25 protein-coding genes are annotated in these 26329 nt (G+C 67.4%); 3 read left to right on the plus strand and 22 right to left on the minus strand.

Annotation, left to right across the window (positions count from 1 at the left end):
- Positions 1-47 precede the first annotated feature (47 nt).
- The 13 genes from ACXJLH_RS07280 to ACXJLH_RS07340 form a co-directional block, all read right to left on the minus strand.
- Positions 48-1658: an MFS transporter gene (locus ACXJLH_RS07280; RefSeq protein WP_457443215.1), complete on the minus strand. Its 1611-nt coding sequence runs from the start codon at positions 1656-1658 to the stop codon at positions 48-50.
- 20 nt (positions 1659-1678) lie between these two features.
- Positions 1679-2944 (minus strand): MFS transporter, encoded by a 1266-nt coding sequence (locus ACXJLH_RS07285; protein WP_457443217.1) that lies wholly within the window; start codon positions 2942-2944, stop codon positions 1679-1681.
- Positions 2945-3071: 127 nt separating this feature from the next.
- Positions 3072-3737: a response regulator gene (locus tag ACXJLH_RS07290; RefSeq protein ID WP_457443219.1), complete on the minus strand. Its 666-nt coding sequence runs from the start codon at positions 3735-3737 to the stop codon at positions 3072-3074.
- Positions 3734-5602, minus strand: coding sequence for a type IV pili methyl-accepting chemotaxis transducer N-terminal domain-containing protein (locus tag ACXJLH_RS07295; RefSeq protein WP_457443221.1), 1869 nt, complete (start codon positions 5600-5602; stop codon positions 3734-3736). Before ACXJLH_RS07295 ends, ACXJLH_RS07290 begins: the two co-directional genes overlap by 4 nt.
- A gap of 62 nt (positions 5603-5664) precedes the next feature.
- Positions 5665-5880 carry a DUF3079 domain-containing protein gene (locus tag ACXJLH_RS07300; protein WP_457443223.1) on the minus strand — a complete coding sequence of 72 codons (216 nt, stop codon included), beginning with the start codon at positions 5878-5880 and terminating at the stop codon, positions 5665-5667.
- On the minus strand, positions 5877-6545 hold the full coding sequence (locus tag ACXJLH_RS07305) for a hypothetical protein (protein ID WP_457391975.1): 669 nt from the start codon (positions 6543-6545) through the stop codon (positions 5877-5879). The genes ACXJLH_RS07300 and ACXJLH_RS07305 overlap by 4 nt, the downstream gene beginning before the upstream one ends.
- A gap of 17 nt (positions 6546-6562) precedes the next feature.
- Positions 6563-7753, minus strand: a complete 1191-nt coding sequence (locus ACXJLH_RS07310) for an NnrS family protein (protein ID WP_457443225.1) — start codon at positions 7751-7753, stop codon at positions 6563-6565.
- Positions 7728-8828: a hypothetical protein gene (locus ACXJLH_RS07315; protein WP_457443227.1), complete on the minus strand. Its 1101-nt coding sequence runs from the start codon at positions 8826-8828 to the stop codon at positions 7728-7730. Before ACXJLH_RS07315 ends, ACXJLH_RS07310 begins: the two co-directional genes overlap by 26 nt.
- 8 nt (positions 8829-8836) lie before the next feature.
- Positions 8837-9169, minus strand: coding sequence for a metal-sulfur cluster assembly factor (locus tag ACXJLH_RS07320; protein ID WP_056197899.1), 333 nt, complete (start codon positions 9167-9169; stop codon positions 8837-8839).
- Complete coding sequence (locus tag ACXJLH_RS07325; RefSeq protein ID WP_457391967.1) at positions 9166-9621, minus strand: Rrf2 family transcriptional regulator; 456 nt, start codon at positions 9619-9621, stop codon at positions 9166-9168. The genes ACXJLH_RS07320 and ACXJLH_RS07325 overlap by 4 nt, the downstream gene beginning before the upstream one ends.
- 12 nt (positions 9622-9633) lie before the next feature.
- A complete protein-coding gene (locus ACXJLH_RS07330) occupies positions 9634-11901 on the minus strand; it encodes a nitric-oxide reductase large subunit (protein WP_457443229.1) in 2268 nt (755 codons plus the stop codon).
- Between the two features lie 35 nt (positions 11902-11936).
- Positions 11937-12212: a DUF2249 domain-containing protein gene (locus ACXJLH_RS07335; RefSeq protein WP_056197902.1), complete on the minus strand. Its 276-nt coding sequence runs from the start codon at positions 12210-12212 to the stop codon at positions 11937-11939.
- Positions 12213-12438: 226 nt separating this feature from the next.
- Positions 12439-14616 (minus strand): LamG-like jellyroll fold domain-containing protein, encoded by a 2178-nt coding sequence (locus ACXJLH_RS07340; RefSeq protein WP_457443231.1) that lies wholly within the window; start codon positions 14614-14616, stop codon positions 12439-12441.
- Between the two features lie 259 nt (positions 14617-14875).
- Here ACXJLH_RS07340 and ACXJLH_RS07345 point away from each other — a divergent pair, with 259 nt between their 5' ends.
- Complete coding sequence (locus ACXJLH_RS07345; RefSeq protein WP_457443556.1) at positions 14876-15880, plus strand: diguanylate cyclase; 1005 nt, start codon at positions 14876-14878, stop codon at positions 15878-15880.
- 108 nt (positions 15881-15988) lie between these two features.
- Here the strand turns inward: ACXJLH_RS07345 and guaA are convergent, their stop codons facing one another.
- From guaA to guaB, 3 genes are all read right to left on the minus strand, one after another.
- On the minus strand, positions 15989-17575 hold the full coding sequence (guaA, locus tag ACXJLH_RS07350) for a glutamine-hydrolyzing GMP synthase (protein WP_457443233.1): 1587 nt from the start codon (positions 17573-17575) through the stop codon (positions 15989-15991).
- Between the two features lie 7 nt (positions 17576-17582).
- Entirely contained in the window at positions 17583-18815 is a 1233-nt protein-coding gene (locus ACXJLH_RS07355) for a TCR/Tet family MFS transporter (RefSeq protein ID WP_056197908.1), read from the minus strand.
- A 148-nt stretch (positions 18816-18963) separates the two neighbouring features.
- Complete coding sequence (guaB, locus tag ACXJLH_RS07360; RefSeq protein WP_457443235.1) at positions 18964-20433, minus strand: IMP dehydrogenase; 1470 nt, start codon at positions 20431-20433, stop codon at positions 18964-18966.
- A gap of 87 nt (positions 20434-20520) precedes the next feature.
- On the opposite strand from guaB, the gene ACXJLH_RS07365 reads away from it, so the two are divergent.
- Positions 20521-21033 (plus strand): DUF4124 domain-containing protein, encoded by a 513-nt coding sequence (locus ACXJLH_RS07365; protein WP_457443237.1) that lies wholly within the window; start codon positions 20521-20523, stop codon positions 21031-21033.
- Positions 21034-21063: 30 nt separating this feature from the next.
- On the opposite strand, the gene ACXJLH_RS07370 is transcribed toward ACXJLH_RS07365, so the two are convergent.
- Positions 21064-21381: an RnfH family protein gene (locus ACXJLH_RS07370; RefSeq protein ID WP_457443239.1), complete on the minus strand. Its 318-nt coding sequence runs from the start codon at positions 21379-21381 to the stop codon at positions 21064-21066.
- Positions 21368-21826, minus strand: coding sequence for a type II toxin-antitoxin system RatA family toxin (locus ACXJLH_RS07375; protein ID WP_457443241.1), 459 nt, complete (start codon positions 21824-21826; stop codon positions 21368-21370). The genes ACXJLH_RS07370 and ACXJLH_RS07375 overlap by 14 nt, the downstream gene beginning before the upstream one ends.
- 47 nt (positions 21827-21873) lie before the next feature.
- Between ACXJLH_RS07375 and smpB the strand changes: the two genes are divergently transcribed.
- Positions 21874-22335: an SsrA-binding protein SmpB gene (gene smpB, locus ACXJLH_RS07380; protein WP_457326381.1), complete on the plus strand. Its 462-nt coding sequence runs from the start codon at positions 21874-21876 to the stop codon at positions 22333-22335.
- 220 nt (positions 22336-22555) lie between these two features.
- Here the strand turns inward: smpB and ACXJLH_RS07385 are convergent, their stop codons facing one another.
- The 4 genes from ACXJLH_RS07385 to phaR form a co-directional block, all read right to left on the minus strand.
- On the minus strand, positions 22556-23743 hold the full coding sequence (locus ACXJLH_RS07385) for a PLP-dependent transferase (protein WP_457443242.1): 1188 nt from the start codon (positions 23741-23743) through the stop codon (positions 22556-22558).
- Positions 23743-25131, minus strand: a complete 1389-nt coding sequence (gene rimO / locus ACXJLH_RS07390; RefSeq protein WP_056199593.1) for a 30S ribosomal protein S12 methylthiotransferase RimO — start codon at positions 25129-25131, stop codon at positions 23743-23745. Before rimO ends, ACXJLH_RS07385 begins: the two co-directional genes overlap by 1 nt.
- Before the next feature lie 91 nt (positions 25132-25222).
- The gene (locus ACXJLH_RS07395; RefSeq protein ID WP_457324190.1) at positions 25223-25444 is read right to left on the minus strand and encodes a hypothetical protein; all 222 of its coding nucleotides are present in this window, start codon (positions 25442-25444) and stop codon (positions 25223-25225) included.
- 117 nt (positions 25445-25561) lie between these two features.
- Positions 25562-26092 (minus strand): polyhydroxyalkanoate synthesis repressor PhaR, encoded by a 531-nt coding sequence (gene phaR, locus ACXJLH_RS07400; protein ID WP_457443244.1) that lies wholly within the window; start codon positions 26090-26092, stop codon positions 25562-25564.
- Positions 26093-26329 lie beyond the last annotated feature (237 nt).

The raw sequence follows: 26329 nt of genomic DNA on the forward strand, positions 1-26329 counted from the left end.
CCCGAAGGCGATGCCTCCGGGCCTTCGTGAGCCGTCTTGGGCTCGCGTCAGGGGTTCTTGATCTCCGCCCCACCGCGCAGATAGAACCACCAGTTCAGCACCAGGCAGACGGCGTAGAAAGCGGCGAAGCCGTAGAAGGCGAACTGCGGCGTGCCGGCCTTGATCTGCTCGCCGATCAGCACCGGCGCGACGAAGGCGCCATAGGCCGCGACGGCCGATGTCCAGCCGAGCACAGGGCCGGCCTGGGTGCGATCGAAGATGACGCCCACCGAGCGGAAGGTCGAGCCGTTGCCGACGCCGCTGGCCGCGAACAGCAGCACCATCAGGCCCATGAAGGCCGGGAAGAACTGCTCCGGCGTGGCTGAGCCGTAGGCCTGCTGCATGACATAGCCGACCGCGGCGGACGCGAACACCATGACCGCAGAGATGACCTGCGTGACGATGGAGCCGCCGATCTTGTCAGAGATCCAGCCGCCGACGGGCCGCACCGCGGCGCCGACGAAGGGTCCGATCCAGGCGTAGGTCAGCGCAGACGGGGCGTTCGGGTTCTTCAGCGTGTGGGCGAGCACGCCGGCCGCATCAGGGATGTGCTGGAAGCCGAAGATCACTGTGATCGCCAGTGGCAGAGCCATGGAGAAGCCGATGAAGCTGCCGAAGGTGACGACGTACAGCGCCGTCAGGCTCCAGGTGTGCTTGTTGCGGAAGATGGCGAACTGCTTGGCCACGTTCTCCTTCATCGCGCCGAAGGCAGCCAGGCGCATGACGAGCAGCGCCGCAATGATGTCCAGCGGGATGGCCACCCACATGCTGAGCAGGCCCAGGCCCGTCGGCGCCGGCAGGTATAGATAGAGCATGCCGATGGTCGGCAGGAATGCGAGCGAGTACAGGTAGGTGATCTTCAGGAAGGCAACCACCGGATGACCGGCGTTGGGCGTCACCGTCTTCAGGTTGTTCATGCCGAACCAGCACAGAACGGACAGCGGCACCAGCGACAGCAGCCAGGCGAAGCCGGCGTTCTGGATCCAGGTCTGCGTGCCGGCCGGGATCTTGCCGAAGATCCAGCCGCTGGCCTTCACCAGCGTCATCGGGTCGCCGCTCAGACCGAAAAAGCTGACCGTCATGACCAGCGGGATGACGACCTGCATCGTCGTCACGCCGAAGTTCCCGAGGCCCGCGTTCAGGCCCAGCGCCGTGCCCTGCAGGCGCTTGGGGAAGAAGGTGTTGATGTTGGACATCGAGCTGGCGAAATTGCCGCCGCCCACGCCCGACCACAGCGCCATCAGCTGGAAGGCCCACAGCGGCCAGTCCTTGTGCTGCAAGGCCATGCCGGTGCCGATGGCCGGCGCCAGCAGCATGGCCGTGGTGAGGAAGATGGTGTTGCGCCCGCCGGCCATGCGGATCAGGAAAGAGGCCGGGATGCGCATCGTCGCGCCCGAGATGCCGGCGATCGCCGTCAGCGTGAAGAGCTCGGCCTGGGTGAAGGGGAAGCCCAGGTTGAGCATCTGCACGGCGATGATGCCCCACATGCCCCAGACGGCGAAGCCGCACAGCAGGGCCGGGATGGAGATCCACAGGTTGCGGTAGGCGATGCGCTTGCCGGTGCTTTCCCAGAAGGCGTCGTCCTCGGGGCGCCAGTCCGCGATGTCGTTCTTGCTCATGATGCGGGTCCTTTCGGCGCTCAGCCGGCGAGGTGGAATTCGGGCGCGTTGCGGCCCATGACTTCGGTGCGGCGCACCTCGGTCCAGTACATCCAGATCAGCGAGATCCAGACGACGCCGTACATCAACATGAAGGCGCTGGAGCGGATGCCGGTCAGGTCCAGCAGCGCGCCGAACAGGATGGGCAGCACGAAGCCGCCCAAGCCGCCGGCCAGGCCGACGATGCCGCTGATCGCGCCGATGTTGCCGGGGTAGTCGTCGCTGATGTACTTGAAGACCGAGGCCTTGCCAAAGGCCCAGGCCACGCCCAGCACGGCCAGCAGCGCGGTGAAGGTGTAGACATTGAGGCCGATGTGGAAGGTCTTGGCGCCGGCCAGCGTCACGATGGTGAAGTCGGTCTGCGGGTAGCTCAGCAGGAACAGGCAGATCCAGCTCACCCACAGCACCCACCAGGTGACCTTGTGGGCGCCGTACTTGTCCGACAGCAGGCCGCCGACGGCGCGCAGCACGCCGCCGGGCAGGCTGAAGCAGGCCGCCAGCAGCGCGGCCACGCGGATATCCAGGCTGAACTCGCCGACGTAGTACTGCACCATCCACAGCGCCAGCGCCACATAGCCGCCGAACACGATGCTGTAGTACTGGCAGTACTTCAGCACACGCGGGTCCTTCAGCGCCTTCAGCTGCTCGCGAAAGCTGACGTTGCTGGTGACGAGGTGGGCCGGGTTGCTGCTGCTGAACAGCCAGAACAGCACGACGGTGCCGGCCATGATGGCCGCATAGACCTGGGGCACCATGGCCCAGCCGAAGCCGACCAGCAGCACCGGGGCGATGAACTTGTTGACCGCCGAGCCGGAGTTGCCGGCACCGTAGACGCCCATGGCCATGCCCTGGCGGCTCTTGGGGAACCAGCGCGCGACGTAGGGCGTGCCCACCGAGAAGGAGCCGCCCGCCAGGCCGACGAACAGGCCGATGACGAGGAAATGCCAGTACTGCGTCGCGTAGGCCATCAGCCAGATGGCCGGCACGGTGGCGAGCATCAGCAGGGTCATGACGATGCGGCCGCCGTAGCGGTCCGTCCAGATGCCCAGCGGCACGCGCACGAGAGAGCCGGTCAGCACCGGCATGGCCGTCAGCAGGCCGAATTCGGTGGCGTTGAGGCCGAGCTGCTTCTTGATGGGGATGCCGATGACGCCGAACATCATCCAGACCATGAAGCAGACGGTGAAGGCCAGCGTGCTGACGATCAGCACCGACCAGGCCTTGCGGTCGACAGGGGGCGCAGTCATGCGGTTTCCTCCTCAGTGAACATGAGGAGACTGTCCCGCCCAGCTTGCGCGCCGCACATTCACCAGAGGGGCAGCGGGGCACCGCCCGCAGGGAGGACGACGGCCCGGGCGGCCTCGTCCTAAAGAACTACGCGCGTTGCTGCGTCACCAGCACGGCGGCCTGCACGCGCGAGTCCAGATCCAGCTTGCGTAGCAAGTGCTGCACGTGGATCTTCACCGTCGTCTCGGCGATGCCGAGCTCGCGTGCGATGTGCTTGTTGGAGTCGCCGCGGGCGATCAGGTCGACGATCTCGCGCTCGCGCGGCGACAGCGTTCCCAGCGGGTCGGGTGGTGCGGCGGCCGCCGTGGACGCTGCTTCGGCATCGTGGCGGAAGGCCGTGGCCAGCTTGCCGGCCATCTCGGCGCTGAAGCTGGACACGCCGCGCACCGCGCGCTCGATGGCCTGGGTCAGCTCGTGGTTGTCCGCCGTCTTCAGCAGATAGCCGCAGGCGCCGGCGCGCAGGGCCGCGCCCAGGTCGGCCTCCGACTCGCTCATCGTCAGCATCAGCACCTGGGCACCCGGCGCGGCCGCCTTCAGCGCCGGCAGGGCCTGCACGCCGGTGACGCCGGGCAGGTGGTTGTCCAGCAGGATGACCTGGGGTTGCAATTCGGCCGCCAGGCGCTCGGCCGCACCGGCGTCGCCGGCCTCGCCAACGACCTGCAACTGCGACTGCGTGGCCAGCAGCGCGATCAGGCCGCGGCGGAACAGCGTGTGGTCGTCAACGACAAGGACGCGGATGGGTTCGGCATTCATGATGTATTGGCCGTCTCGTATTCGGGCAGGGAGACGCGCACCAGCGTGCCGCGCCCGGGTTGGGATTCCAGCGCCACGGCGGCACCCACCTTGGCGGCGCGCTCGCGCATGATGCGCAGCCCGACGTGGCTGTCGTCGGGCGAGTCCGTGGCCAGGTCGAAACCACGGCCATCGTCGCGCACGTCGATCTGCCAGTGCGGCTGGTGCGCCAGCCGCACGTGGACCTGGCTGGCCTGCGCGTGCTTGCGCACATTGGCCAGCGCCTCCTGCACCACGTGCAGCAGCTGCACCTGCACGTCGGCCGGCAGCGGTGCGCCGTGGCCGTCCACTTCCAGCTCGGCCTGCAGGCCGCTTTGCAGGCGGAACTTCTGCAGCGTCTGCTGCAGCGCGGGCAGCAGGTCGTCGCCATCGGTGCGGGTGCGGAAATGCATCAGCAGCGCCCGCACGTCGGCAGTGCATTCCTTCAGGCCCAGCTCCAGCTCGTCGATGAGGCGCACGGCTGCATCGGCCTTGCCGCCCCGCTGCGCGTCCTTCAGCAGTTGCAGCTGGATCTTCATGAAGGCCAGGCTTTGCGCGATGGAATCGTGCATCTCGCGGGCCAGCATGCCGCGCTCCTCGGCCACGGCCGCCTCGCGCTGCAACGCCTCGTTGCGCAGGCTGTCCATGGCGCTGGCCAGATGGCTCGCCAGGCTGTCCAGCAACTCGCGGTCGGCCTGGCTGGGCTGGGGCGGGTCGCGGAACAGCAGGTCGACCTCGCCCATCACACGGCCCTGCACCGTCAACGCCACCGCCGTCACGGCGACGAAGCCGGCCTTGGCGCAGTGCGACCTGTGATCGCTCTCGCGGGTGATCGGAATGACCTTGGCATGCGGCTCGGGGCTGCCGCAATGGCAGGCGCCGGGCGCCACGCAGCGTTCGGCCTCGGCCATCGCGGGCGGCATGCCCTGCGAAGCCAGCAGCACCATGCGCTGCTGGCTCGGGTCCAGCCAGCGCATCGCCACGGCATCGGCGCCGGCCGCGCGGCGCATGCGTTCGGCGAAACCGGCACCCAGGTCGCGCACGGACGACGCCCCGGCGGCGAAGGACGTGGCCTCGTACAGCGTGGCCAGCCGCTGCTGCTCCAGGCGCAGGTCGGCCGTCTTGGCACGCACTTCATCGGCCATGCCCTGGTAGACGGCCTCAAGGCGCTGCGCCATGCGGTTGAAGCCGCGCGCCAGGTCGCCGAATTCGTCCTGCGAGTCCTCGGCGACGCGGGCGCCAAGCGCGCCCTGCTCCAGCGCCTGCAGGCCGCGGCGCAGCCGGTCCACCGGCGCGAACACGACGAGGTGCGAGGCGTACAGGAAGATCAGGGCCGCGGCGATGGCCAGGCCGACGAGCGCCAGCTGCACGCTGGACAGCAGCGAGCTCCAGCCTGCCATGCGCGCCTCGACGGCGTCGACGAGGACGTCGATGCGCCGAACCTGGACCTCGGCCTGCGCGCCGGTGGGCGCCGGCAGGCCATCGGCCGCGGTCGACTTCAGCTGCTGCCAGCCCTCGTGCACGCCACGCCAGGCCTGCAGGGTGTGTCCGTCGCGCGGCAGGAAGAGGGGGCGCGCGGGGTCGCCGTCCACCAGCAGCTGCAGGGAGGCGTCATAGGCCTGGGTGAGCGAGCGCAGGGCATCGCTGCCGGCACCCACACTTTGGTGGGCGAGGCGCCAGGTCTGCATGCGCAGCCGCCCCGCTTCGTTGACCGCCGCCGCGCCGCCTTCGAGCTGCCAGCCTATCCACAGCGTCAGGCCGATCGAGCCCAGCGCGATGCACAGCAAGGCGGCTCCGAGGATGCCGACCTTGGTGGCGAGACGGGCGCGATTCCAGCCTTTGGACATGCGGCGGATTCTGGGCAGGCCGTTCCCGCGTGAGCTTGATCTCGCGCAAGCGCGGCGACGAATCACTCCGCCACCGCTCCCGCTGGCCCGGCGGGTTCGGCCGCGGCCGCAGGGGCGTCCAGGCCCCAGTTCATCCAGTCGTCGCCGAACAGTTCGCTCGGATGCGGCGTGGCCACCGAGCCGTTGCCGCATTGCAGCGCATCGGCCGAGCAGTAGCGGTCGCAGCCCCAGCAGATGCGCCCGGGGTTGGCCGGCCGGATCGGAAACCTCTTGCTCACGCGAACGCCTCTGCGGCCTCCGGCATGTGGGGAAAGCCGGCCGCGCCGCGCAGCCGATGCACCGGCCGGACCATGAACACCGTGCGATCACGCCCGCGTTCCAGCAGCAGCGACCGCACGCGCGCCTGCCACAGCTCGCCGAGGTCTTTCTCGTCCTGAGGCGCCGCCTTGCCGGAGGCGAGAAGCGCCACCAGCACATCCAGTTCCGCCTGTCCCGGCAGGGAGGTCGTGTCCACGCCCACGTCCACGGCGGCCTGCGTGTCGAGCCGGGTGAAGCGCAGCGCCAGCACCAGGTCGGGCTTGCTGCGGATCAGGCCGGCCCGGCTGAAGCGCCCACCCAGGCCCTTGAAGCCGGACCCACCCGCCGCACCCGTGAGCATCTGCACCACCGTCGCGACGACACCGGTCCCACCGGAGCGCGCATCGTCGCGGAACTCCACCTTGATGCCGCCGCGCTGCGGCAGGCCGTCCGGGTAGAGCTGCTCCAGCGCCAGCCAGGTCAGCCAGTAGGCCGACGCGACGGCCACGCAGGAATGGCCCGTCAGCCGCACGGCGTCGGCGAAGCCGTAGTCGAGGATGCCGTCCTCGGCGCAGCCCAGCACGCGGGCCAGCGGGTCCTGCATCGTGAGGCGGGGGACTTCGTCAAAGTAGCTGGGTAGTTTCATGTTGGGTCTCGTTGATTTCAGCCGGGTCGGCCGTCGAGGCGCGGGCGGGACAGCACCGGCCAGTAGCGCACCGCGTACAGGCCAAAGCCCGCCGACCACAGCAGCGCCGAGGCCAGGGCGGCGTGGACGATCTGGGCAGGCGCGATCAAAGGCAGAAGCACGCGCACGGCGGCCGCGGCGGCAACCAGCAGATAGCAGGCGATTTCGAAGCGGTCAGCCTTCAAGGGCCGACCGGTGTGGCCACGCGCGGTGCGGGTCATCATGCCGATGACGAGGCCGCCGACGGCGCCCACGGTGAGCGCATGCGTGGCCAGCGACGGCATCAGCCAGCCGGCTTCGGCCAGCGCGCGCAGCAGCAGATGCACCGGCACCCACAGGTAGGCCAGGTGCAGCACCCACACCAGCGGCGCACGCAGCGTGCGCCAGGGCCGCCACAACGCCCAGCGCCAGGCGTGGGCGGCACCGGCGGCGGCCGCGAGAACGGCCAGCGGCCACCCGTGCAAGCCCACTGCATCGGCAGCCAGCAGAGCCAGCACGCCGCCGAGCGCCGCCTTTTCGGCCCAGGCGTTGCGGCTCGCGCCAGCACCTGGCACGCCGTTGTTCGTGAACATCGGGATGACGCGGCCGCCCATCACGGCCAGGATGAAGAGCACCACGTCCAGCGCCACCTGGATGCCGAGCCAGCCGGGCACCGCGACGACGCCGAACTGCGCCAGATGCACGCAGCCAGCGGCGAGCGCCAGCAGCGCGAGCAGGCCGATGAAGAAGTAGTTGCGCCGGCTGCCAGCCTTCACGAAAGGCAAGGCCAGGCTGATGGCCGCGGCCAGCGGGAAGGCGACGTTGGCAACGGCAGCGGCCAGCGCAAAAGGCGTCAACACCAGCACGCGGGCGGCGATCCAGAGCGCGGCCAGCGCGGCGAGCTTCCAGCCGGTAGGCGTGGGCAGGTTGGTCCAGTTGCGGCCGGCCGTGAACAGGAAGCCGACGATGACGGCCAGCGTGAAGCCGAACAGCATCTCGTGGGCATGCCAGATCGGTCCGGCCAGATAGGCATGGCCCAGCAGACCCGAGAACTGCAGCGCCCACAGCGGCACGGACAGCGCGGCAAACACGCTGGCCAGCAGGTAGAAGGGCCGAAAGCCCAGCGCGAACAGTGCAAAGCCCGCGGGCGCGGCCGGCGGGGGCTCATCGATTCTCAGCAAGGGCATCATGTGTTGGTTTCCGTTGAGCTCGCCAGGCGATGGCTGCTCCAGCCAGCGTCAGCACGAATGCAGCGATGGCCAGCGCGTTGCCGGTGGCACCTGCGGCCGTCAGTCGGGCGTCGAACAGGCCGCCGCCGAGACGCACGGCCAGCGACGCATGCAGCAGCGCCAGCGGCACATAGAAGGGCCAGCCGAACGCCAACTTCACGCGGGCGACGGCGGGGAGGATGACCGGGGCATGGCCGAACACCATGCTGAAGACGAAGCCCAGCGCGAGGCCATGCAGAGCGGCGTCGCGCCACGGCAGGCCCAGCGCCGTGCCCGCCCAGGCCAGGCCGGCAACGGCCAGCCAGAAGTAGCCGGTGAGCAGGCACAGGGCCATGTAGCGGCTCAGCCCCGCGGCGCGGACCGTGCGGCGTGCGATGTCGAACACCGCGAGCCAACTGGCGAGCGCGGCCAGAGACAAGCCATACAGCAGGCCGCCCACGTCCGCGACAAGGCCGGACAACACCGCGCCACAGGCAGCCACGGCCAGGATGGCAAGCAAGGCCGGGCCGGCGCCGGCATGGCGGCGCATCAGCCGCGTCATCTCCAGCCGCTCGGCGGCGATGGTGAACACGAGGAAGCAGAACCACAGCGGCACCACGGCGCCGGCCATCAGGCCGAGCGCGTGCAGCAGGCTGCCGGCCGCCCAGGCTACTGCGCCGGCGAGCAACAGCAGCGTGTGCGCGGCCCGCTGCCGCCTGACCACGGCCAGGTTCACGCCGACAAAGGCCAGCGACGCGCCCGCGGCCAGCCATGCGGCCAGGCCTGGCGCGCCGGAGAGCATCACCAGGCCCGCAGCGCCCGAGGCGAGCGGGCCAGCAAAACCCGCCGGATGCTTCAGGGCCACGGCGCGCTCGATGCCGATGACGGTGCCCATGAAGGCGCAGATCATCAGGAAGGCATGGGTAGCGACGGCCGCGCTCGCCACGGGCACGGCGACCCCGGCTCGCACCAGGCCGCCGGCAATGCCGGCCACCAGAGCCACCACCGCGAGGCCCGCGAAGGCCAGTCGCGGCAGCAGACCCGGAGCGCGTCGCATCCCCTGCCCTACCAGCCCATGAAGGCTTTGGCCCGGTCGCTCATGCGATCGGTCGTCCAGGGCGGCTCCCACACCACCTCGACATGGATGCGCTGGTCGACCGGCACGACCTTGTCGAGCTCGGTGCAGGCGTCGTCGACGATGACGTCCACCACCGGGCAGGCGGCCGAGGTCATGGTCAGCAGCACCTTGACGCGCTCGGCCTCGACGGTCACGCCGTAGACCAGGCCGACATCGACGATGGACATCGCCACTTCGGGGTCCACCACGCGGCGCAGCGCCGCCAGGATGGGTTGCCGAAGTTCCTCCGGCCCTTCGTAGGGATAGGCCATGCCCGTCATGGCGCCGACCTCGCCGGCGCCATGAAGTGCAGCAGCTGTACCAACTGCTGACGGTTGGCCGTGATGTCGGCCAGCGTGTAGCGGTCCAGCACGGCGTGAAAGGCCTGCACCGCCTCGCCCAGCACGCCCTTGAGCCGGCAGTGGTTGACGATGGCGCAATGGCTGGCCTCGGCCGAGAAGCACTCGGCCGGCAGGGCCTGGCCCTCGGTGTCGCGCACCACCTCGCCGATGCGGATCTGCGCCGCCGGCCGGGCCAGCGTGAGGCCGCCGCCCTTGCCGCGCACGGTGCTCACCCAGCCGCGCTTGGCCAGGTGGTGCACGACCTTGGTGAGGTGGTTGGCCTTCACGTCGAAGGCCGCGCAGATCTCGCCCACCGTGGCCCGCCGGTCGGGCTCGGCGGCCAGGAACATCAGCACGCGCAGGCTGTAGTCGGTGAAGGCGGTGAGCCTCATCTTTCAATCCTTTCAGCGCCCACGGGCCGGGGCGGCGCCTGCAGGCAGGCGGTCCACCGCGGGGCGGCGCAGCAAGTACAGCGCATACACGGCCAGGAAGACGCTGCCGGCGGCGAACACGATGTCACCCGGCACGCGCAGCCACACCAGCGTCTCCATCACCTTGGAGTGGATGACCTCTGGCGAGCGGGCGTACCACAGGCCCTTCGTGATGCTCTGGTAGGCCTGGTAGATGCCAGCCGGCAGCAGCGACAGGAAGACCATCATCGCCAGGCCGATGTTCAGGCTCCAGAAGGCGGGCTTGAGGAATCGGTCGGCATGCAGCGCCCGGTCGTACAGCCCGCGCAGGCAGAACAGCATCAGGCCGATGCCCAGCATGCCGTAGACGCCGAACAGCGCCGCGTGGCCGTGGGCCGCCGTCATGTTCAGGCCCTGCACGTAGTACAGCGAGGCCGGCGGGTTGATGGCGAAGCCCAACAGGCCGGCGCCCACCGTGTTCCAGAAGCCCACGGCGACGAAGGACAGGATGACCCACTTGTAGGCGCCCAGCCAGGCCACGCCCTTGGCGCAGCGATAGGTCTGCAGCGCTTCCAGGCCGATCAGCGTCAGCGGCACCACCTCCAGCGCGGAGAACACTGAGCCGACCGCAATGACCGATGTGGGCGTGCCCGTCCAGTACAGGTGGTGCAACGTGCCCAGGATGCCGCCGAACAGGAAGACGATGGTCTCCGCGACGATGGCGCGGTTGGCAGAAGCGGCGCGCACCAGGCCCAGGTTGGTGAAGATCAGCGCGACGACGGCCGTGGCGAAGACCTCGAAGAAGCCCTCCACCCACAGGTGCACCAGCCACCAGCGCCAGTACTCGACCATCGAGTAGTGGGTGTGCTGGCCCCAGGTCAGCGAGCTCGCGTAGAAGCCGCCGATGCAGGTCGCCGACAGGAAGACCATGGCGATGAGGCCACGGGTTTCCGAAGGCCGCTTGAGCGCCGGCCACAGCGCACGGCCGAGCAGGAAGACCCAGAACAGCAGGCCAACGAAGAGCAGGATCTGCCAGAAGCGGCCCATGCTCGTGAACTCCAGGCCCTGGTTGCCGAACCAGAAGCTGAAATCGAACCCGCGGTGCTGCAGCGTGCCGAGCCAGCCGGTGATCGTCGAGCCGAGCACGACGACGATGAGGGCCCAGAACAGCGCGTCGACACCGAGCTTCTGCAGCCTGGGTTCGGCGCCCGATAGCAGCGGCGCGACGTACAGGCCCGTGGCCAGCCAGGCAGTCGCGATCCAGAAAATGCCGATCTGCGTGTGGATGGTGCGGGTGACGGTGTACGGCAGGATCTGCGCCAGCGGGATGCCGAAGAAGGCCTGGCCTTCCACCGCATAGTGGGCGGTGATGGCGCCCATGCCGATCTGCAGCAGCATCAGGCCGATGACGACGAAGAAGTATTTGCGCGTGGCCTTCATCGACGGTGTGGCCTTGGCGCCGAGCAGCGGGTCGGCCTTGGGCACGACGGCGAGCTCTTCGTCGCCCTTGTGCAGCCACAGCATCGCGGCGATGCCGGCCAGCAGCAGCACGATGCTGACCATCGACCACATCGCGGCCGACGTGCTCATCGTGTTGCCGACCAGCGGTTCGTGCGGCCAGTTGCTGGTGTAGGACAGACCGGCCTCGCCAGGGCGATCCGTCACAGCCGCCCAGGCCGACCAGAAGAAGAAGGCCGCCAGCGCCTTGCGGTGCTCGGCTTCGGGCAAGGCGCCGGCCGTCATCGCGTATTGGTCGCGCAGCTTGTCCAGCGCCGGTTCGGTGCCGAACAGGCCGTCGTAGTGCGAAGCGACTTCACGGATGGCCTGGGCGCGGGCGGCGGTGACGCGCACATCGCCGCTGCTCTCTTCGTAGGTGTTGCGGCGCATTTCCTCGCGCACCAGCTGGTCGACGGCGGCGCGCTGCGCGTCGCTGACCGTCAGGCCGCTTTGCTGCTGTTCGGCCAGGCGCCGGGCCTTCAGGGCCACCGCCTCGCGATGCAGCCAGTCGGCCGACCAGTCCGGCGCGACATAGGCGCCATGCCCCCAGACCGTGCCGAGCTGCTGGCCGCCGGCCGACAGCCAGGCCTGCTGGCCGAGCTGGATCTGCTCGCCGGTGAACAACAGCTCGCCGTCGGCGCTGACCACCCGGTTCGGGATGGGTGGGGCGGAAAGATAGATCTGCCAGCCCAGGTAGCCCAGGGCGCCGAACGACAGCACGAAGATGAGCCCCAGCCAGCGCCAGAGATTGCTACGGGATTTCATGGTGATTTCCTTGGAACGCCAGGAACAGTTGAACGTCAGGCGCCGCCGCAAGCGCCGCAGCACGTGCCGCGCGCAGAGCCAAGCCTTGTGACTCGCGCCCGCCAGAAGTCCGGGCCGCGGTCGACGCTCTGCCAGCTGAACATCCCGGGCCTGTGAACGTTGAGCAGGGCCTCCAGCGAGCCGGGCTCCCCGTCCATCAACAGCTCCAGCGTTTCGTTGGCGGCCAGGACGTCAAGCTTGGCGACGATCGCTGGGGCGCGGTCACTCATTGCGAATCCGCGAGAGTCGAACTGAAGGGAAGGGACTGACATGGGCGCCTCTAAAGATGCATTTTTGATGCATCAAATTCTAGAAACGCCGCCGTAACGCGGTTTGACATAGATCAAATGCCAGCGTCCGGAGCCGGCTGTCGGCAGTGACCTGTCGCGAGCCAGCCGCCCAGCAGTTGCCCTGCCGGGCCGGGTACCGGCGCCGGTGAGCGCTGCGGGAATGAGGCGCACGGCACGCGCACGGCGCGCCGGTGCGCCCGGCCGACCGCTACTTCGCCAGAGCCGCGACTTCGGCGGCGCTCAAGGCCCCCGCTTCGATGCGGAAGCCCTGGATGCGGCCGTTGAATGACGCATGGCCCCAGTCGCGCCCGAGGAAGGCCACCTGGTCGCCGACCTGGCGCGGCGACAGCATCATGGCGTCGGACCTCGCCACCTCTGTGCCGTCGACATAGAGCCGGCCAGTGGTGCCCTTGAGCGTGACGGCCAGATGGACCCAGCGGCGAATGGGCATGAACCACGGCGCGACCAGGTTCTGCTCGTCGTTGAACCCCGCGCCGGTGATGGCGAACTGCAGCCCCACGCGGCCCTTGGGCACGAGGCGCATGTAGGAAAACCCGTCGTGCCCGGCGAAGAACAGGCAGCTGTCCGTGCGCAGTGAATTGGCATTGGCCCACAGGGACAAGGTGAAGTCGCCCAGGCCGCTGAACAGCCCCTCGGGCAGCTGCAGGCCGGCCGACTTGCCGTCGAAGACGATGGCCTTGTCGTTCAGCCGCCCGTCGCCCCAGGTCGCGCCGTCCAGCAGCTCGCCCGCGACGGCCTTCCACTGGCCGGCGGGAGTCTGCAACGCGCCGATGGTGCCCGTGCCGTTGCTGCCATTCAGCGGCATCGAGAAGCGCCGCTCGCCGGGCACGGCGGCCCGCACCGCGGTGGAGGCGGCGCTGGCGCTGGCGCTGCCCAGGGCGGTGACCTGGTAGAACCAGACGCCCTTGGGCGGCGTGTCCGTGTGGGTGAGGAGTTGGTCGGCGGCGACGGTCGTCAGATGGGTGAAGGGCCCGTTGACACGGGCGGCCCGCTTGACCGCGTAGGACGTCGCACCGACGCTGCCCCACCACGACAGCACGACGCGACCGTCGTGCACCGGGGACGTGAGGCCGGAGGGCGCCTTCATCGGCCCGGCATAGGCGGGCCGGCGCTGCGTCAGCGTCGGGTACACCATGTCGTCGCCATTGCCCGACCCGTAATTCGGCTCGCACAGGGGCAGCATGCGCGCGACGTTGGGCGCCGCCAGCCCCATGCGGTTCACGTAGTGGTTGTAGATGGGTTCCCAGGCGTTGCGGTAGTTCTGGAAGGACTGGTTGACCTCCGTCCACCGCGCCGTGTGGGGCTGCGAGGGGTTGTGTTCCGGCGCGTACGGCATGGCGTAGACGTTGCCGTTCTCGTCCTTGAGGTTGGAGCGCGCCACGTACTCGGCCGCCGCGAGGAAGCGGTTGTTGTACATGCCGTAGAGGTCGTCACCCTGGTTCCAGGCCATCTCCAGCAGGTCGCCGCCAAGCGACATCCCCAGCGTCGAATGCCCCTGGTCGCGCCCGCTCTCCTCCCACTGCCCGAAATGACCCGGGTGCATGAAGTACACGCTGTGCACGATGGAGCCATTGCCGAACATGGCCAGCTCGCCCTTGTTGTTGCCCGCGTAGTAGTCGCAGGCCTGCCTGTACAACTCGGGCCGGTCGCAAAACACGCCGATGGCCATGGCGCCACACAGCGAGGCCATGTCCCAGTTGGCATGCGAGCCGAGGGAGACCTTCTTGAGAAACCCCGAGCAGATGCTGCCGAACACATCCAGCAGCATCTGCTGGAAGCGCGCCAGGCTCGCCGGCGCCCAACCGGGGTAGCTGCGCATCACCTCGCCGATCTGGGCAAACTGGTGGCCTTGCATGCCGGCCATCAGGATGTAGGTGTGATCGTCAGGGGCGGTCGATCCTTCGGCCTTGGTCGCGACCAATTTCAGCGTTTGCGCCCAGGCATCCAGGGTCTCCACCGCCTTGTCGGCATAGCGGGGGTCGTCCGACAGCTTCCAGCGCAGTGCCAGGCACCAGGCACGCTGGATGTCGCGGTACAGCGAGGCCTTGCTTCTGTCCTGGCGGTAGACCGCCGGCAGCGCGCTCGGCCAGGCGTCCAGTGAAGTGAGGCGGTCGGCACACAGCTTGTTCCACCAGCCCGTCCAGGGCTGCTCGCCGGCCGCGATATGACTACGGATGCGCTTGAAGTCGTCCTCCGTGACCAACAGGCCGGCGTGGCGGAAGACGCCGCTGGCCGAGGCGGGCACCGGGCGGGTCTCGGCGAGCGCCGGCGCGCTGCACAGCAGCGGCAGAGCGGGCAGCAGGCCCAGGCCTGCAAGCAGGGAGCGCCGGGCGAGGGCGGGATGCGGGTCGTGCGTAGCGGTCATCAGGTCCTTCAAACTGCGTTGATTGCCGCGGGCCCATGCACCACGGTCAGCGCGCGTTTGTAGGGGCTGCGCCCCGAGAAATCGTGGCAGGAACCCCGCTACGGGGTTCTTTTACGGAACGTTTCAGCTCGGGTGTCTTGAACGTCATTGCCCACCAAGCATCGCATCTGCTGGCCAGCAGATAGCAATTCGCGCCTATCAGTAACGCATTGAAAAATTCTTATCCTGAGCAACATCGTTGGCTCTGGCTCTTGCTAACGTGCAAAGGCACAGTTTTCGGGAGTTAGCGCTGCCTACCCGCGACATCGCCTTCGTTCTTCATGTCGATGACCATCCTGACAGCTTGGTAACAACCAAGCTAATCTTGGATCGGCCAGGCGTTGAGGTTGTATCTGCGCTGTCGGCAGCGGTGGCGTTGGAGTTACTGCGTCAATATGAGTTCGCCTTGGCGTTGATCGACGTCAACATGCCTGGCGTAGACGGTTTCGAGCTCGCCGCGGCAATGCGCGGCGATGAACGCACAAATGAGGTGCCCATCATTTTTTTGACCGGGGCCAGCATCGACACCGAGCGAACGTTTCAGGGCTATGAAACTGGTGCGGTTGACTTTCTGATGAAGCCCGTTCCGCCGCTTGTGATGCAGAGCAAGGTGGCAGCCTTCGTAGCGCTGTACCTGCAGCGCAAGTCGCTGCGCGACGAGAAGGATGACCTCGAGCGGTTGCTACGGGCCAACCAGCGCATGGCGGCCGAACTGGCGCATGCACACGAACTTGCAGTCCAGGCAGCATTTACTGATGAACTGACAGGCGTCCCGAACCGGCGCCATATTTTGAAGCTCGCCGCTAGCGCTCTCGCGGACCCACGCCGGCATTCGCATCCCGTGTGCATGGCGTTGCTGGATCTGGATCACTTCAAGAAAGTCAACGACACACACGGCCATGCCGGCGGAGACGCAGTGCTGCGTCATTTCTGCGAGCACGTTCGCACCCACTTGCGCTCCGGCCAATCTCTCGGGCGTGTCGGTGGTGAAGAGTTCTTGCTTCTGCTGCCGGGCACCGAGTTGGCTGACGCCTGCACGGCACTTGAACGCGTGCGCAGCACCATGGGGCCGACCGCGGGCATCTCCTTCACCTTCTCCGCGGGTGTCGCGCAAGCTCGCCCGGATGAGACGTTGGACTGCGTGCTCGAGCGCGCTGATGATGCGCTCTATCTTTCGAAGGAACGCGGTCGGGACTGCACCTCCAGCGAGCTGATGAGCCTTTGAATTAGGTTGGCCTTTGAGCAGCTCGCCTGGCCGAATGACTACCAAGTCGCGCTCCACGCCACCGCCGCGCCGCCCGTGCAGTGGCGCCAGGTGACGTTGGCCTTTGAATCATTCCCACTCGATCGTCGCGGGCGGCTTGGAGCTGACGTCGTAGGTCACGCGGTTGATGCCGCGCACCTCGTTGATGATGCGGCCGCTCGTCTTTTTCAACAGCGCGTAGGGCAGCTCGGCCCAGTCCGCCGTCATGAAGTCGCTGGTCTGCACAGCGCGTAGCGCGACGACGTAGTCATAGGTGCGGCCATCGCCCATCACGCCCACGCTCTTGACCGGCAGGAACACGGCAAAGGCCTGGCTGGTCAGCGCGTACCAGCTCTTGCCCGTGGCGGGGTCGATGGTGTTGCGCAGCTCCTCGATGAAGATCGCATCGGCGCGGCGCAGCAGGTCGGCGAAATCCTTCTTGACCTCGCCGAGGATGCGCACGCCCAGGCCCGGGCCCGGGAAGGGGTGGCGGTAGACCATGTCGGCCGGCAGGCCCAGGGCCACGCCCAGGGCGCGCACCTCATCCTTGAACAGCTCGCGCAGCGGCTCCAGCAGCTTCAGCCCCAGCGTCTCGGGCAGGCCGCCGACGTTGTGGTGGCTCTTGATCGTCGTGGCCTTCTTGGTCTTGGTGCCACCGCTCTCGACGACGTCGGGGTAGATGGTGCCCTGGGCCAGCCACTTGGCGTTCTTCAGCTTCTTGGCCTCGGCCTGGAAGACCTCGACGAACTCGGCGCCGATGATCTTGCGCTTCTTCTCGGGGTCGGCCACGCCGGCCAGCTTGCCGAGGAAGACTTCGCTCGCGTCGACGCGGATCACCTTGGCATGCAGGCGGCCGACGAACATGTCCATGACCATCTGGCCTTCGTTCAGGCGCAGCAGGCCGTGATCGACGAAGACGCAGGTGAGCTGGTCGCCGATGGCGCGGTGGATCAGCGCGGCGGCCACCGACGAGTCGACACCACCGGACAGGCCGAGGATGACCTCCTCATCGCCGACCTGCTCGCGGATCTTGGCCACGGCCTCGTCGATGTAGCTGCCCATCTGCCAGTCGCCCTTGCAGCCGGCGATGTCGCGCACGAAGCGGCGCAGCAGCGCGTCGCCCTGCACGGTGTGCGTGACCTCGGGGTGGAACTGGACGGCGTAGTAGCGCTTCTCCTCATTGGCCATGCCGGCGATGGGGCAGCTGGGCGTGGAGGCCATCAGCTTGAAGCCCGGCGGCATCACGGTGACCTTGTCGCCGTGGCTCATCCAGACCTTGAGCATGCCGTGCTTCTCGGGCGTCTCGAAGTCCTGGATGCCATCGAGCAGCTTGGTGTGGCCGTGCGCCCGCACCTCGGCATAGCCGAACTCGCGGTGATCGGCGGCCTCGACCTCACCGCCGAGCTGGACCGTCATCGTGAACATGCCGTAGCAGATGCCGAGCACCGGCACGCCGGCGTCCCACACGGCCTGCGGCGCGCGCAGCTCGTGGTCTTCGTAGGTGGAGGCGTGGCTGCCGCTGAGGATGATGGCCTTGGGCGCGAACGACTTGATGAAGTCGTCGGACACGTCGTTCGGGTGGATCTCGCAATACACCGCCGCTTCGCGCACGCGGCGAGCGATGAGCTGGGTGACCTGGGAGCCGAAGTCGAGGATGAGGACTTTGTCGTGTTGCATGGTGAACTCAGGCGGTTTGCAAAGCGGTGCGCTGGCCGTGGAAGAAGCGGTAGGCGACGATCAGGCCGATCAGTTGCAGGGCGGCGCAGGTGTAGAAGGGCAGGCCCATCAGCGGGTCGGTGGCCGGGCGGTGTGACACCCAGCCCAGCAAGGTCAGGCCGACGACGGGCGCGATGACGGCCATCAGGCTGTTCAGCGACGACACGGCACCCATGGCCTGGCCTTGCCGGGTCGGCCCAGCCGCATTGGAAATGATGCTCTGCACCGCCGCGGTCGCGACGCCGCCGAGCAGGTTGAAGGCGATGACGGCGTACATCATCCAGCCCTCGGTCGCGAGGCCGAAGCCGAGATAGGCCAGCGATGCAGAGCCCATGCCGATGAGTGCCAACCGCCGCGGGCTGAAGCGCGCCAGCAGCGGCTTGAGCAGCACGCCCTGGCTCAGCACCGACACGATGCCTACCGCGAACAGGGACCAGCTCACCTCGAGCGGCCCCCAGCCGAACTTGAACTTGGTGTAGAGCACCCAAGTCATGTGCAACATGAACTGCGCCAGCGACGCCAGCGCGATGACGACGACCAGCGACCCGACGCCCTTGAGCGCCGCCAGGCCACGCAGGGATGACACCGGGTTGGCCTTCTTCCAGTTGAAGCCCGTGCGCCTGTCAACGGGCAGGGACTCGGGCAGCACGAAGAAGCCGTAGCACCAGTTCACCACGGCCATGCAGCCGGCGGCGAGGAAGGGCCAGTGCACGTCGTAATGGCCCAGCCAGCCACCGATGACCGGGCCGAGGATGAAGCCGACGCCGAACATCGCGCCCAGCTGGCCGAAGCGGCGCGCTCGGTCTTCGGCCGGCGTGATGTCGGCCACATAGGCATTGGCGATGGCGATATTGGCCTGCATGGCGCCCGAGAACAGGCGCACGGCAACGAGCATCCACAGCGCCGTGGCCACGGCGGTCACGAAAAAGCTCAGCGCCAGGCCCGCAAAGCCGATCAGCAGCACCGGCCGGCGGCCGAAGCGGTCCGACAGCGAGCCAAGCACGGGTGAGCCGATGAAGTTGGCCACGCCGAAGGCCATGGTCACCATCAGGAAGGCCGAGGTCTGCTCGTCGTTGCTGTGGGTGAAGGTGCCGACGATATGCGGCAGCACCGGCACCATCAGCCCGATGGAGATCATGTCGATCAGCACCGCGGCCATGATGAAACCCATGGCCGGGGTGCGTTGCGTGGAGGAACTCATCGTCTTCCTGAAAAGCGCAACGGGGCGACTCTCGTTCGCCCCGTTGTCTCGGTCGGCAGCAGCAAAGCGTTCGACGGGCCGCCCCTAGAACGATTTGCGCCCCCGCGGGGGGCGGTTTGACCGTCAACGGTCAAACCGGGGGCCACAGTCACTCGCTGCGGTAGTTCGGTGCTTCCTTCGTGATCTGCACGTCGTGGACATGGCTCTCGCGCATGCCCGCCGTCGTGATCTCGACGAACTCGGCCTTGTCCTGCATGTCAGCGATGGAGCCGCAGCCGCAGTAGTGCATCGACGCCTTCAGGCCACCGGCCATCTGGAAGATGACCTGCACGACCGAGCCCTTGTAGGGTACCTGGCCTTCGATGCCTTCCGGCACGAGCTTGGACGTGTTCGGGTTGTTGGCCGAGGTGTCCTGGAAGTAGCGATCCGCACTGCCCTTGGCCATCGCGCCCATCGAGCCCATGCCGCGGTAGCTCTTGAAGGTGCGGCCCTGGTAGAGGATGACCTCGCCGGGCGCCTCCTCGGTGCCGGCGAAGGCACCGCCCATCATCACGCAGTCGGCGCCCGCAGCGATGGCCTTGGCCAGGTCGCCGGAGTAGCGCACGCCGCCGTCGGCGATGACGGGCACGCCGGTGCCCTTGAGCGCCGTGACGACGTTGTCGATGGCGGTGATCTGCGGCACGCCGACACCCGCAACGATGCGGGTCGTGCAGATGGAGCCGGGGCCGATACCGACCTTGACGCCGTCGGCGCCGGCTTCCACCAGCGCCAGCGCTGCGGCGCCGGTTGCGATGTTGCCGCCGATGACGTCGACGTTCGGATAGTTGCTCTTGACCCAGCGCACCCGCTCCAGCACGCCGGCACTGTGGCCGTGGGCCGTGTCGACGATGAGGGCATCGACGCCGGCACGCACCAGCAGTTCGACGCGTTGCTCGGTGTCGTCGCCGAAGCCGACTGCCGCGCCGACGCGCAGCTTGCCCTGGGCATCGCGCGCGGCGTTGGGAAAGCTGGTCTGCTTGGTGATGTCCTTGGTGGTCATCAGGCCGCGCAGCTCGAAGGCGTCGTTGACGACAACGACGCGCTCCAGCTTGTGCTTGTGCATCAGCGCCTTGGCCTCGTCGGTGGACGCGCCGTCCTTGACGGTGATGAGCTTCTCGGCCGGCGTCATGATCTCGCTGACGCGGGCGTCCATGCGGGTCTCGAAGCGCAGGTCGCGGCCGGTGACGATGCCGATGACGCGCTTGCCCTCGACGACCGGGAAACCCGAGAAGCCGTGCTGGCGGGTCAGCTCCATCGCCTCGCGGACCGTGGCGTTCGGGCCGATGGTGAGAGGCTCGCGAACGACGCCACTCTCATAGCGCTTGACCCGGGCGACTTCGCGCGCCTGGGCTTCGGCGCTGAGGTTCTTGTGCACGATGCCGATGCCCCCCTCCTGCGCGATCGCGATCGCCAGGCGAGCTTCGGTCACGGTGTCCATGGCGGCGGACACCAGCGGCAGGTTCAGGGGAATGTTGCGCGACAGGCGGGTCGCAAGGCTGGTGTCACGGGGCAACACCTGGGAGAACGCTGGCACCAACAGAACATCGTCGAAGGTGAGCGCTTTGCCGAGAAGGCGCATGAGGAAAGCTCCAGACGCAAAGCGGCATTATACGGAGGGTCACGCAGGGGCCGTTGCCTCTGCGCCAACAGGCCCTAAACTGGCCGCATGCCTCGCAAAGCCTTTCGCCAAGCTCTTCTCGTCCTGCTCTGCCTCGCCGCAGCCGGCGCCGCTCAGGCGCAATGGAAGTGGCGCGATGCCAAGGGCAATGTGCAGTACAGCGACATGCCGCCACCGCCCGGCACGCCCGAAAAGGACATCCTGCTGCGCCCCGCAACGGCCCGGCCGACCATCATCGTCGCGCCGCCCAGCGCCCAGGCCAGTGCTGCTTCCGCGCCCAAGCCGGCCGCCAGCGCGCCGACCAAGGCCGAGCAGGAGGCCGCTGCACGCCAGAAGAAGGACCAGGATGGCGAGACCGCCAAGCAGAAGGAAGAGGAACGCCGCGTCGCCGCGCAGCGCCGCGAGAACTGCACCCGTGCCCAGGCCAATCTGCGCGATTTGCAGAGCGGCACGCGCCTGACCCGCACCAACGAGAAGGGCGAGCGCGTCTTCATGGACGAGGCCCAGATCTCCGCCGAGGTCAGCCGCGCGCGCGACACCATCACCAGCGAGTGCAAGTGACCCGCTGAGCCAACGCGTCCAGCCGTCGGCTCAGCCCGCGTGTTTGGGCCGATGTCGCGACACGATGCGCTCGCCACGCTTGGCGTAGCGCAGACGCCGCGCTTCCTTGGGGTCGACGGTCAGCGCGCGGTAGACCTCGATGCGATCACGCTCGCGCAGCGGCGTCGTCAGCGGCCGCGCACGGCCCCAGATGCCGACGTGCAATTGATCCAGAGGCTGGCTCTGGGCGGCCATGAAATCGACGCAAGCGCGCAAGGCGGTGTCGACGGTGGCGCCCTCCTCCACCTCCAGCCAGCGGTGCTGAACATCACCCGCCCGCGGGCTCCACACCAGCTCAACGCGGACCATATTGACTCTCGGCACGCTGCACGAAGCTGTCGACGAAGGTGTTGGCGATGCGGTCGAACACCGGGCTGACGACAGCCTCCAGCGCGCCGCTGCTGAAGGCATAGCTGAGCTCGAAGGCGATCTTGCAGGCCGTGGCTTCGGCATCCGTGCCGGGCTTGTTCAAGGGCTGGAACTGCCACAGCCCGTCCAGATGCGAGAAGGGGCCGTCGACCAGCTCCATGCGCACCCTGCGGCCGTCCTCGTTGTGGTTGCGCGTGGTGAAGGCGTGGCGCACGCCAGCGTACGCCAGGTGCAGGCGGGCCGTGACGGTGTCGGCCTCACAGCCCAGCACCTCGACCTTGTTGCACCAGGGCAGGAACTCGGGATAGCGCTCCACCGCGGTGACCAGCTCGTACATCTCGCGGGGTGTGTACCAGAGCAGAACGGACTTTTTGACCTGCTTCATAGAATCCACAAATTGTATTGAGGGGCTTCGCCCCCATTTGCGACCCCATGTCCATCGCCGAGAACCGCCGCGCCCGTTACGACTACCACATCGAAGAACAGTTCGAGGCGGGCGTCGTTCTCTCCGGCTGGGAGATCAAGGCCATCCGCGCCGGCCAGGTCCAGCTGACCGATGGCTACGTGATGATCAAGAACGGCGAGCTGTTCCTGATCGGCTGCCGCATCAATGCGCTGCGCAGCGCGTCAACCCACGTCACGCCCGAAGCCGACCGCACCAAGAAGCTGTTGATGCACAAGGCCGAGATCAAGCGGCTGGTCGGCAAGATCGAGCAGCGCGGCTTCACCCTCGTGCCGCTGAACCTGCATTACAAGGGCGGCCGCGTGAAGGCCGACATTGCGCTGGCCAAGGGCAAGGCCCAGCATGACAAGCGCGAGACGGAGAAGAAGCGGGACTGGGAGAGAGAAAAGGGCCAATTGATGCGACACGCATCAACAGGCCGTAAGGACTGATGAGTCGCGTAGCGGCTCATTGGACCTTTCGCCAAAAGGGACAGTTGATGCGGCACGCATCAACAGGCCGCAAGGCCTGAGACGCGCAGCGGCTCATTGGACCTTTCGCCAAAAGGGACAGTTGATGCGGCACGCATCAACAGGCCGCAAGGCCTGACGAGGCGCCCCAGCGGCTCATTGGACCTTTCGCCAAAAGGGGCAATTGATGAGGCACAAGGTCTCAAACAAGAGCTGACAGCGCCTGTTCGATGTCGGCCTTCAGGTCGGCGCCCTCTTCCAAGCCAATCGCGAAGCGAACCAACGTGCCGCCGTTAAAAGGCAGCGGCAGGTCGCGGCTGCGGCTCATGTCGTAGGGCACGGCCAGGCTCATCGGGCCGGCCCAGGAATAGCCAATGCCGAAGAGCTGCAGCGCGTCGACGAAGGCATCGACTTGTGCAGCGCTGTATTCCGGCCTGAAGACGGCAGAGAACAAGCAGGCTGCGCCCGCTCCACCAACCGCCAGCCAGTTCTCATGCCCAGGCGAGCCCCGCAGCGCGGGATGGAAAACCTGCGCCACTTCGGGCCGACCGGCCATCCAGCTCGCGAGCTCGCGTGTCATTCGGTCCTGGGCCGCATAGCGCAGCGGCATCGTCGGCAGGCCACGCAGCACCAGCTCCACGTCGTTCTGCCCCAGGCCATAGCCCAGATGCTCGTGGGCGTGGTTGAGCCGGTCGTGCAGCTTGCGGTCGCGCGTGCAGACCGACCCCATCAGCACGTCGGCACCGCCACTGGCATATTTGGTCAGCGCCTGCATGACGATGTCGGCACCAAGGCCCGGGTGGGTCTGGGGTGCAGGCTCGAAACCGTTGAAGGCCAGGCCGGCGCCCCAGGTGTTGTCCAGCGCCGTGGTGATGCCGCGCGCACGGCAGGCGGCAAGCGTCCCGAGCAGATCAGGGAACTCCAGTGTGATCGACCCCGCCGCCTCCAGCCAGACCAGCTTGGTGTTGTCACGCAGCTTGGGCACCGTCAGCGGGTCGTAGAAGCGGTGCGTGACGCCCCATTGCGGCAGCCACGACTCGGTCAGGTAGCGGTTCTGGCCATAGACGTTGTCCGGCACGAGCACCTCGTCACCGGGCCGCAGCACGGCCAGCGACGGCAGCGTCACCGCTGCCAGGCCGCTGGGCACCAGCAGGCAATGCTCGGCATGCTCCAGCGTCGCGATGCGTGCGGCCAGCGTGTAGCTGGTGGGCGTGCCATGTAGGCCGTAGCGGTAGGTCAGCCCGTCACGCGGCTTAGGCTTGTGCAGATCGGCCGTATTCTTGAACAGCACCGTCGACGCCTTGGCCACCGGCACGGGCACCGCATCCCAGCCTTCGGGGGCGCGGTAAGGGTGGTGAATAAGCTGAGTGCTGGGGGCCTTCTTGCTCATCAGACCAGGCTCGCCACCAGGTCGTGCCCATCCGCTGCCACGACGCGGGCGCGCACGAAGTCGCCCACCTTCATCGTCTTGCTGGCCTTCTCGGGCGGCAGGATCTTCACGGTGCCGTCGATCTCGGGCGCGTCGGCGTAGGAGCGTCCCACCCCGCCCTTGCGGCCCAGAGCCGGCGCGGAGTCGACGAGCACCTGCAGCGTCTGGCCGACACGGCTTTGCAGCTTGGCGGCCGAGACCTGTTCGGCCACGGCCATGAAGCGCGCACGACGCTCCTCACGCACCTCTTTGGGCAGCGCACCGGGGATCTCGTTGGCGCTGGCGCCCTCGACCGGCGAATAGGCAAAGCAGCCCGCGCGGTCGATCCTGGCTTCCTGCATGAAGTCCAGCAGATGCTGGAACTCGGCCTCGGTCTCGCCGGGGAAGCCGGCGATGAAGGTCGAGCGGATGACCAGCTCGGGGCAGCTCTCGCGCCAGCGCAGGATGCGCTCCATGTTCTTCTCGCCGTTGGCCGGGCGCTTCATGCGCTTGAGCACGTCGGGGTGGGAATGCTGGAAGGGCACATCCAGATATGGCAGCACCAGGCCTTCGGCCATCATCGGCAGCACCTCATCCACGTGCGGATACGGGTAGACGTAATGCAGGCGCACCCAGGCGCCATAGGGCTTGGCGATCTCGCCGAGCTGGGCGACGAGATCCAGCATGCGAGTCTTGACCGGCTTGCCGTCCCAGAAGCCCATGCGGTACTTCACGTCCACGCCATAGGCCGACGTGTCCTGGCTGATGACGAGCAGCTCCTTGACGCCGCTCTCGAACAGCGCGCGGGCCTCGTTCAGCACGTCGCCGATGGGGCGCGACACCAGGTCGCCGCGCATGCTGGGGATGATGCAGAAGGAACAGCGGTGGTTGCAGCCTTCGCTGATCTTGAGATACGCGTAATGCTTGGGCGTCAGCTTGACGCCGTAGCTGGGCACCAGGTCGACGAAGGGGTCGTGGGGCTTGGGCACATGGGTGTGCACCGCGTCCATGACCTCCTGGGTCGCATGCGGGCCGGTGACGGCCAGCACGCTGGGGTGGATCTCGCGCACCAGGCTGCCGGCATCGCTGCTGCCGGCGCCGGCCTTGGCGCCCAGGCAACCGGTCACGATGACCTTGCCGTTCTTGGCCAGGGCCTCGCCGATGGTGTCCAGGCTTTCCTTGACGGCGTCGTCGATGAAGCCGCAGGTGTTGACGATCACAAGGTCGGCGCCGGCAAAGGTCTTGGAGGTTTCGTAGCCCTCGGCGCGCAGCTGGGTGAGGATGAGCTCGGAATCGGTCAAAGCCTTCGGGCAGCCGAGGCTGACGAAGCCAATCTTCGGAATGGCGGCGGGGGTGATCTGTTCATTCATCGCCCTATTTTCGGCGATGTGACGAACCGGCGGCTTTCCAGCGGCCATGCAGCTGTCCGAAACGACCGAACTTCACTGGAAAGGCAGGCCGCTATTCGACAGTTTCCACCGTGACGGATGCTGCAAATGGGGGATTGATGGACTGCGCCTCGCGAACGACATAGCTGCCGACCCGTACCCCCTCAGGATCGACCACCTCGAAATAGGAGATGCGGGTCTCCACGCCATCACGCTGGACCGATTCGGCACCCGTCGCCCTCAGCTGGTGACCCTGCGGAACGTAGATGCGCCGCTGGTGCTCTTTCTCAATCATGCTCGCTCCTCGACATAGGAACAGCACAGTTGCGGGCGGCACCCGCCTGGTCAAGGCACGCTTACCTGCCCTCACGCGCGTTACGTGGCCGAGCGAGCCGCCACTGCGGCCGACAGCCTATTTCTTGGGCGTGAACGGGAACATCACTCCCGCCTGCTTGAGCTGCTCCTGCCACTGGTTCATCAGCGTCTTGGACTGCTCGGCATAGCCGCCCATCAGGCCCGTCCAGGCCTCGGGGGTGAAGGGCATGCCGCCGGGCGTCTGCTCCGTGAAGCGCGACTGCAGGTCGGTGAAGGCCTGCATCTGCCGCTCCAGCAGGCCGCCCATGACGCCCTGCATGGCATGGCCGTAGAAGCGAATGATCTGGGCCAGCGAGCTGGTCGAGAACATCGGCACGCCGCCAGTCTCCTCCTCCAGGATGATCTGCAGCAGGATGGAACGCGTCAGGTCTTCCTGGCTCTTGGCGTCATGCACCTCGAACTCGACACCTTCCAGCACCATGCGCTTGACGTCGGCCAGCGTGATGTAGCTGCTGGTCTGTGTGTCATAGAGCCGCCGGTTGGGGTATTTCTTGAGGATGCGCAGCCCGGGCTTGGTGTCGCCGGACTGGGCTTGCTCGGATGCCGCTTTCTTGCGGGCAGTCGCCATGCGTGGGTCTCCTGTGCAGTGCAGCAAATTCTAGGCAGAGCCTGACCGCCGTTCCGAACGGGTTTACCTGGGGCTGGTGAACCGAGCTGTCCGCCACGGAAACTCACCAAACGCCGCAATTGGGCGCAGGCGTGGCAGCGCGTGGGCAAAGAAAAGCCCCCGAACCTTTCGATTCGGGGGCTTCCAATCTTCAAAAATTTGATAGGCGCGATTGGATTCGAACCAACCCACCATGGC

The organism is Roseateles sp. P5_E4 (assembly GCF_054049255.1).

Bases quoted from the DNA above. Each gene is read 5' to 3' on its own strand.
- ACXJLH_RS07280 (WP_457443215.1), bottom strand. From the start codon at position 1,658: ATGAGCAAGAACGACATCGCGGACTGGCGCCCCGAGGACGACGCCTTC.
- ACXJLH_RS07285 (WP_457443217.1), bottom strand. From the start codon at position 2,944: ATGACTGCGCCCCCTGTCGACCGCAAGGCCTGGTCGGTGCTGATCGTC.
- ACXJLH_RS07290 (WP_457443219.1), bottom strand. From the start codon at position 3,737: ATGAATGCCGAACCCATCCGCGTCCTTGTCGTTGACGACCACACGCTG.
- ACXJLH_RS07295 (WP_457443221.1), bottom strand. From the start codon at position 5,602: ATGTCCAAAGGCTGGAATCGCGCCCGTCTCGCCACCAAGGTCGGCATC.
- ACXJLH_RS07305 (WP_457391975.1), bottom strand. From the start codon at position 6,545: ATGAAACTACCCAGCTACTTTGACGAAGTCCCCCGCCTCACGATGCAG.
- ACXJLH_RS07310 (WP_457443225.1), bottom strand. From the start codon at position 7,753: ATGATGCCCTTGCTGAGAATCGATGAGCCCCCGCCGGCCGCGCCCGCG.
- ACXJLH_RS07315 (WP_457443227.1), bottom strand. From the start codon at position 8,828: ATGCGACGCGCTCCGGGTCTGCTGCCGCGACTGGCCTTCGCGGGCCTC.
- ACXJLH_RS07320 (WP_056197899.1), bottom strand. From the start codon at position 9,169: ATGACGGGCATGGCCTATCCCTACGAAGGGCCGGAGGAACTTCGGCAA.
- ACXJLH_RS07325 (WP_457391967.1), bottom strand. From the start codon at position 9,621: ATGAGGCTCACCGCCTTCACCGACTACAGCCTGCGCGTGCTGATGTTC.
- ACXJLH_RS07330 (WP_457443229.1), bottom strand. From the start codon at position 11,901: ATGAAATCCCGTAGCAATCTCTGGCGCTGGCTGGGGCTCATCTTCGTG.
- ACXJLH_RS07335 (WP_056197902.1), bottom strand. From the start codon at position 12,212: ATGTCAGTCCCTTCCCTTCAGTTCGACTCTCGCGGATTCGCAATGAGT.
- ACXJLH_RS07340 (WP_457443231.1), bottom strand. From the start codon at position 14,616: ATGACCGCTACGCACGACCCGCATCCCGCCCTCGCCCGGCGCTCCCTG.
- guaA (WP_457443233.1), bottom strand. From the start codon at position 17,575: ATGCAACACGACAAAGTCCTCATCCTCGACTTCGGCTCCCAGGTCACC.
- ACXJLH_RS07355 (WP_056197908.1), bottom strand. From the start codon at position 18,815: ATGAGTTCCTCCACGCAACGCACCCCGGCCATGGGTTTCATCATGGCC.
- guaB (WP_457443235.1), bottom strand. From the start codon at position 20,433: ATGCGCCTTCTCGGCAAAGCGCTCACCTTCGACGATGTTCTGTTGGTG.
- ACXJLH_RS07365 (WP_457443237.1), top strand. From the start codon at position 20,521: ATGCCTCGCAAAGCCTTTCGCCAAGCTCTTCTCGTCCTGCTCTGCCTC.
- ACXJLH_RS07370 (WP_457443239.1), bottom strand. From the start codon at position 21,381: ATGGTCCGCGTTGAGCTGGTGTGGAGCCCGCGGGCGGGTGATGTTCAG.
- ACXJLH_RS07375 (WP_457443241.1), bottom strand. From the start codon at position 21,826: ATGAAGCAGGTCAAAAAGTCCGTTCTGCTCTGGTACACACCCCGCGAG.
- smpB (WP_457326381.1), top strand. From the start codon at position 21,874: ATGTCCATCGCCGAGAACCGCCGCGCCCGTTACGACTACCACATCGAA.
- ACXJLH_RS07385 (WP_457443242.1), bottom strand. From the start codon at position 23,743: ATGAGCAAGAAGGCCCCCAGCACTCAGCTTATTCACCACCCTTACCGC.
- rimO (WP_056199593.1), bottom strand. From the start codon at position 25,131: ATGAATGAACAGATCACCCCCGCCGCCATTCCGAAGATTGGCTTCGTC.
- ACXJLH_RS07395 (WP_457324190.1), bottom strand. From the start codon at position 25,444: ATGATTGAGAAAGAGCACCAGCGGCGCATCTACGTTCCGCAGGGTCAC.
- phaR (WP_457443244.1), bottom strand. From the start codon at position 26,092: ATGGCGACTGCCCGCAAGAAAGCGGCATCCGAGCAAGCCCAGTCCGGC.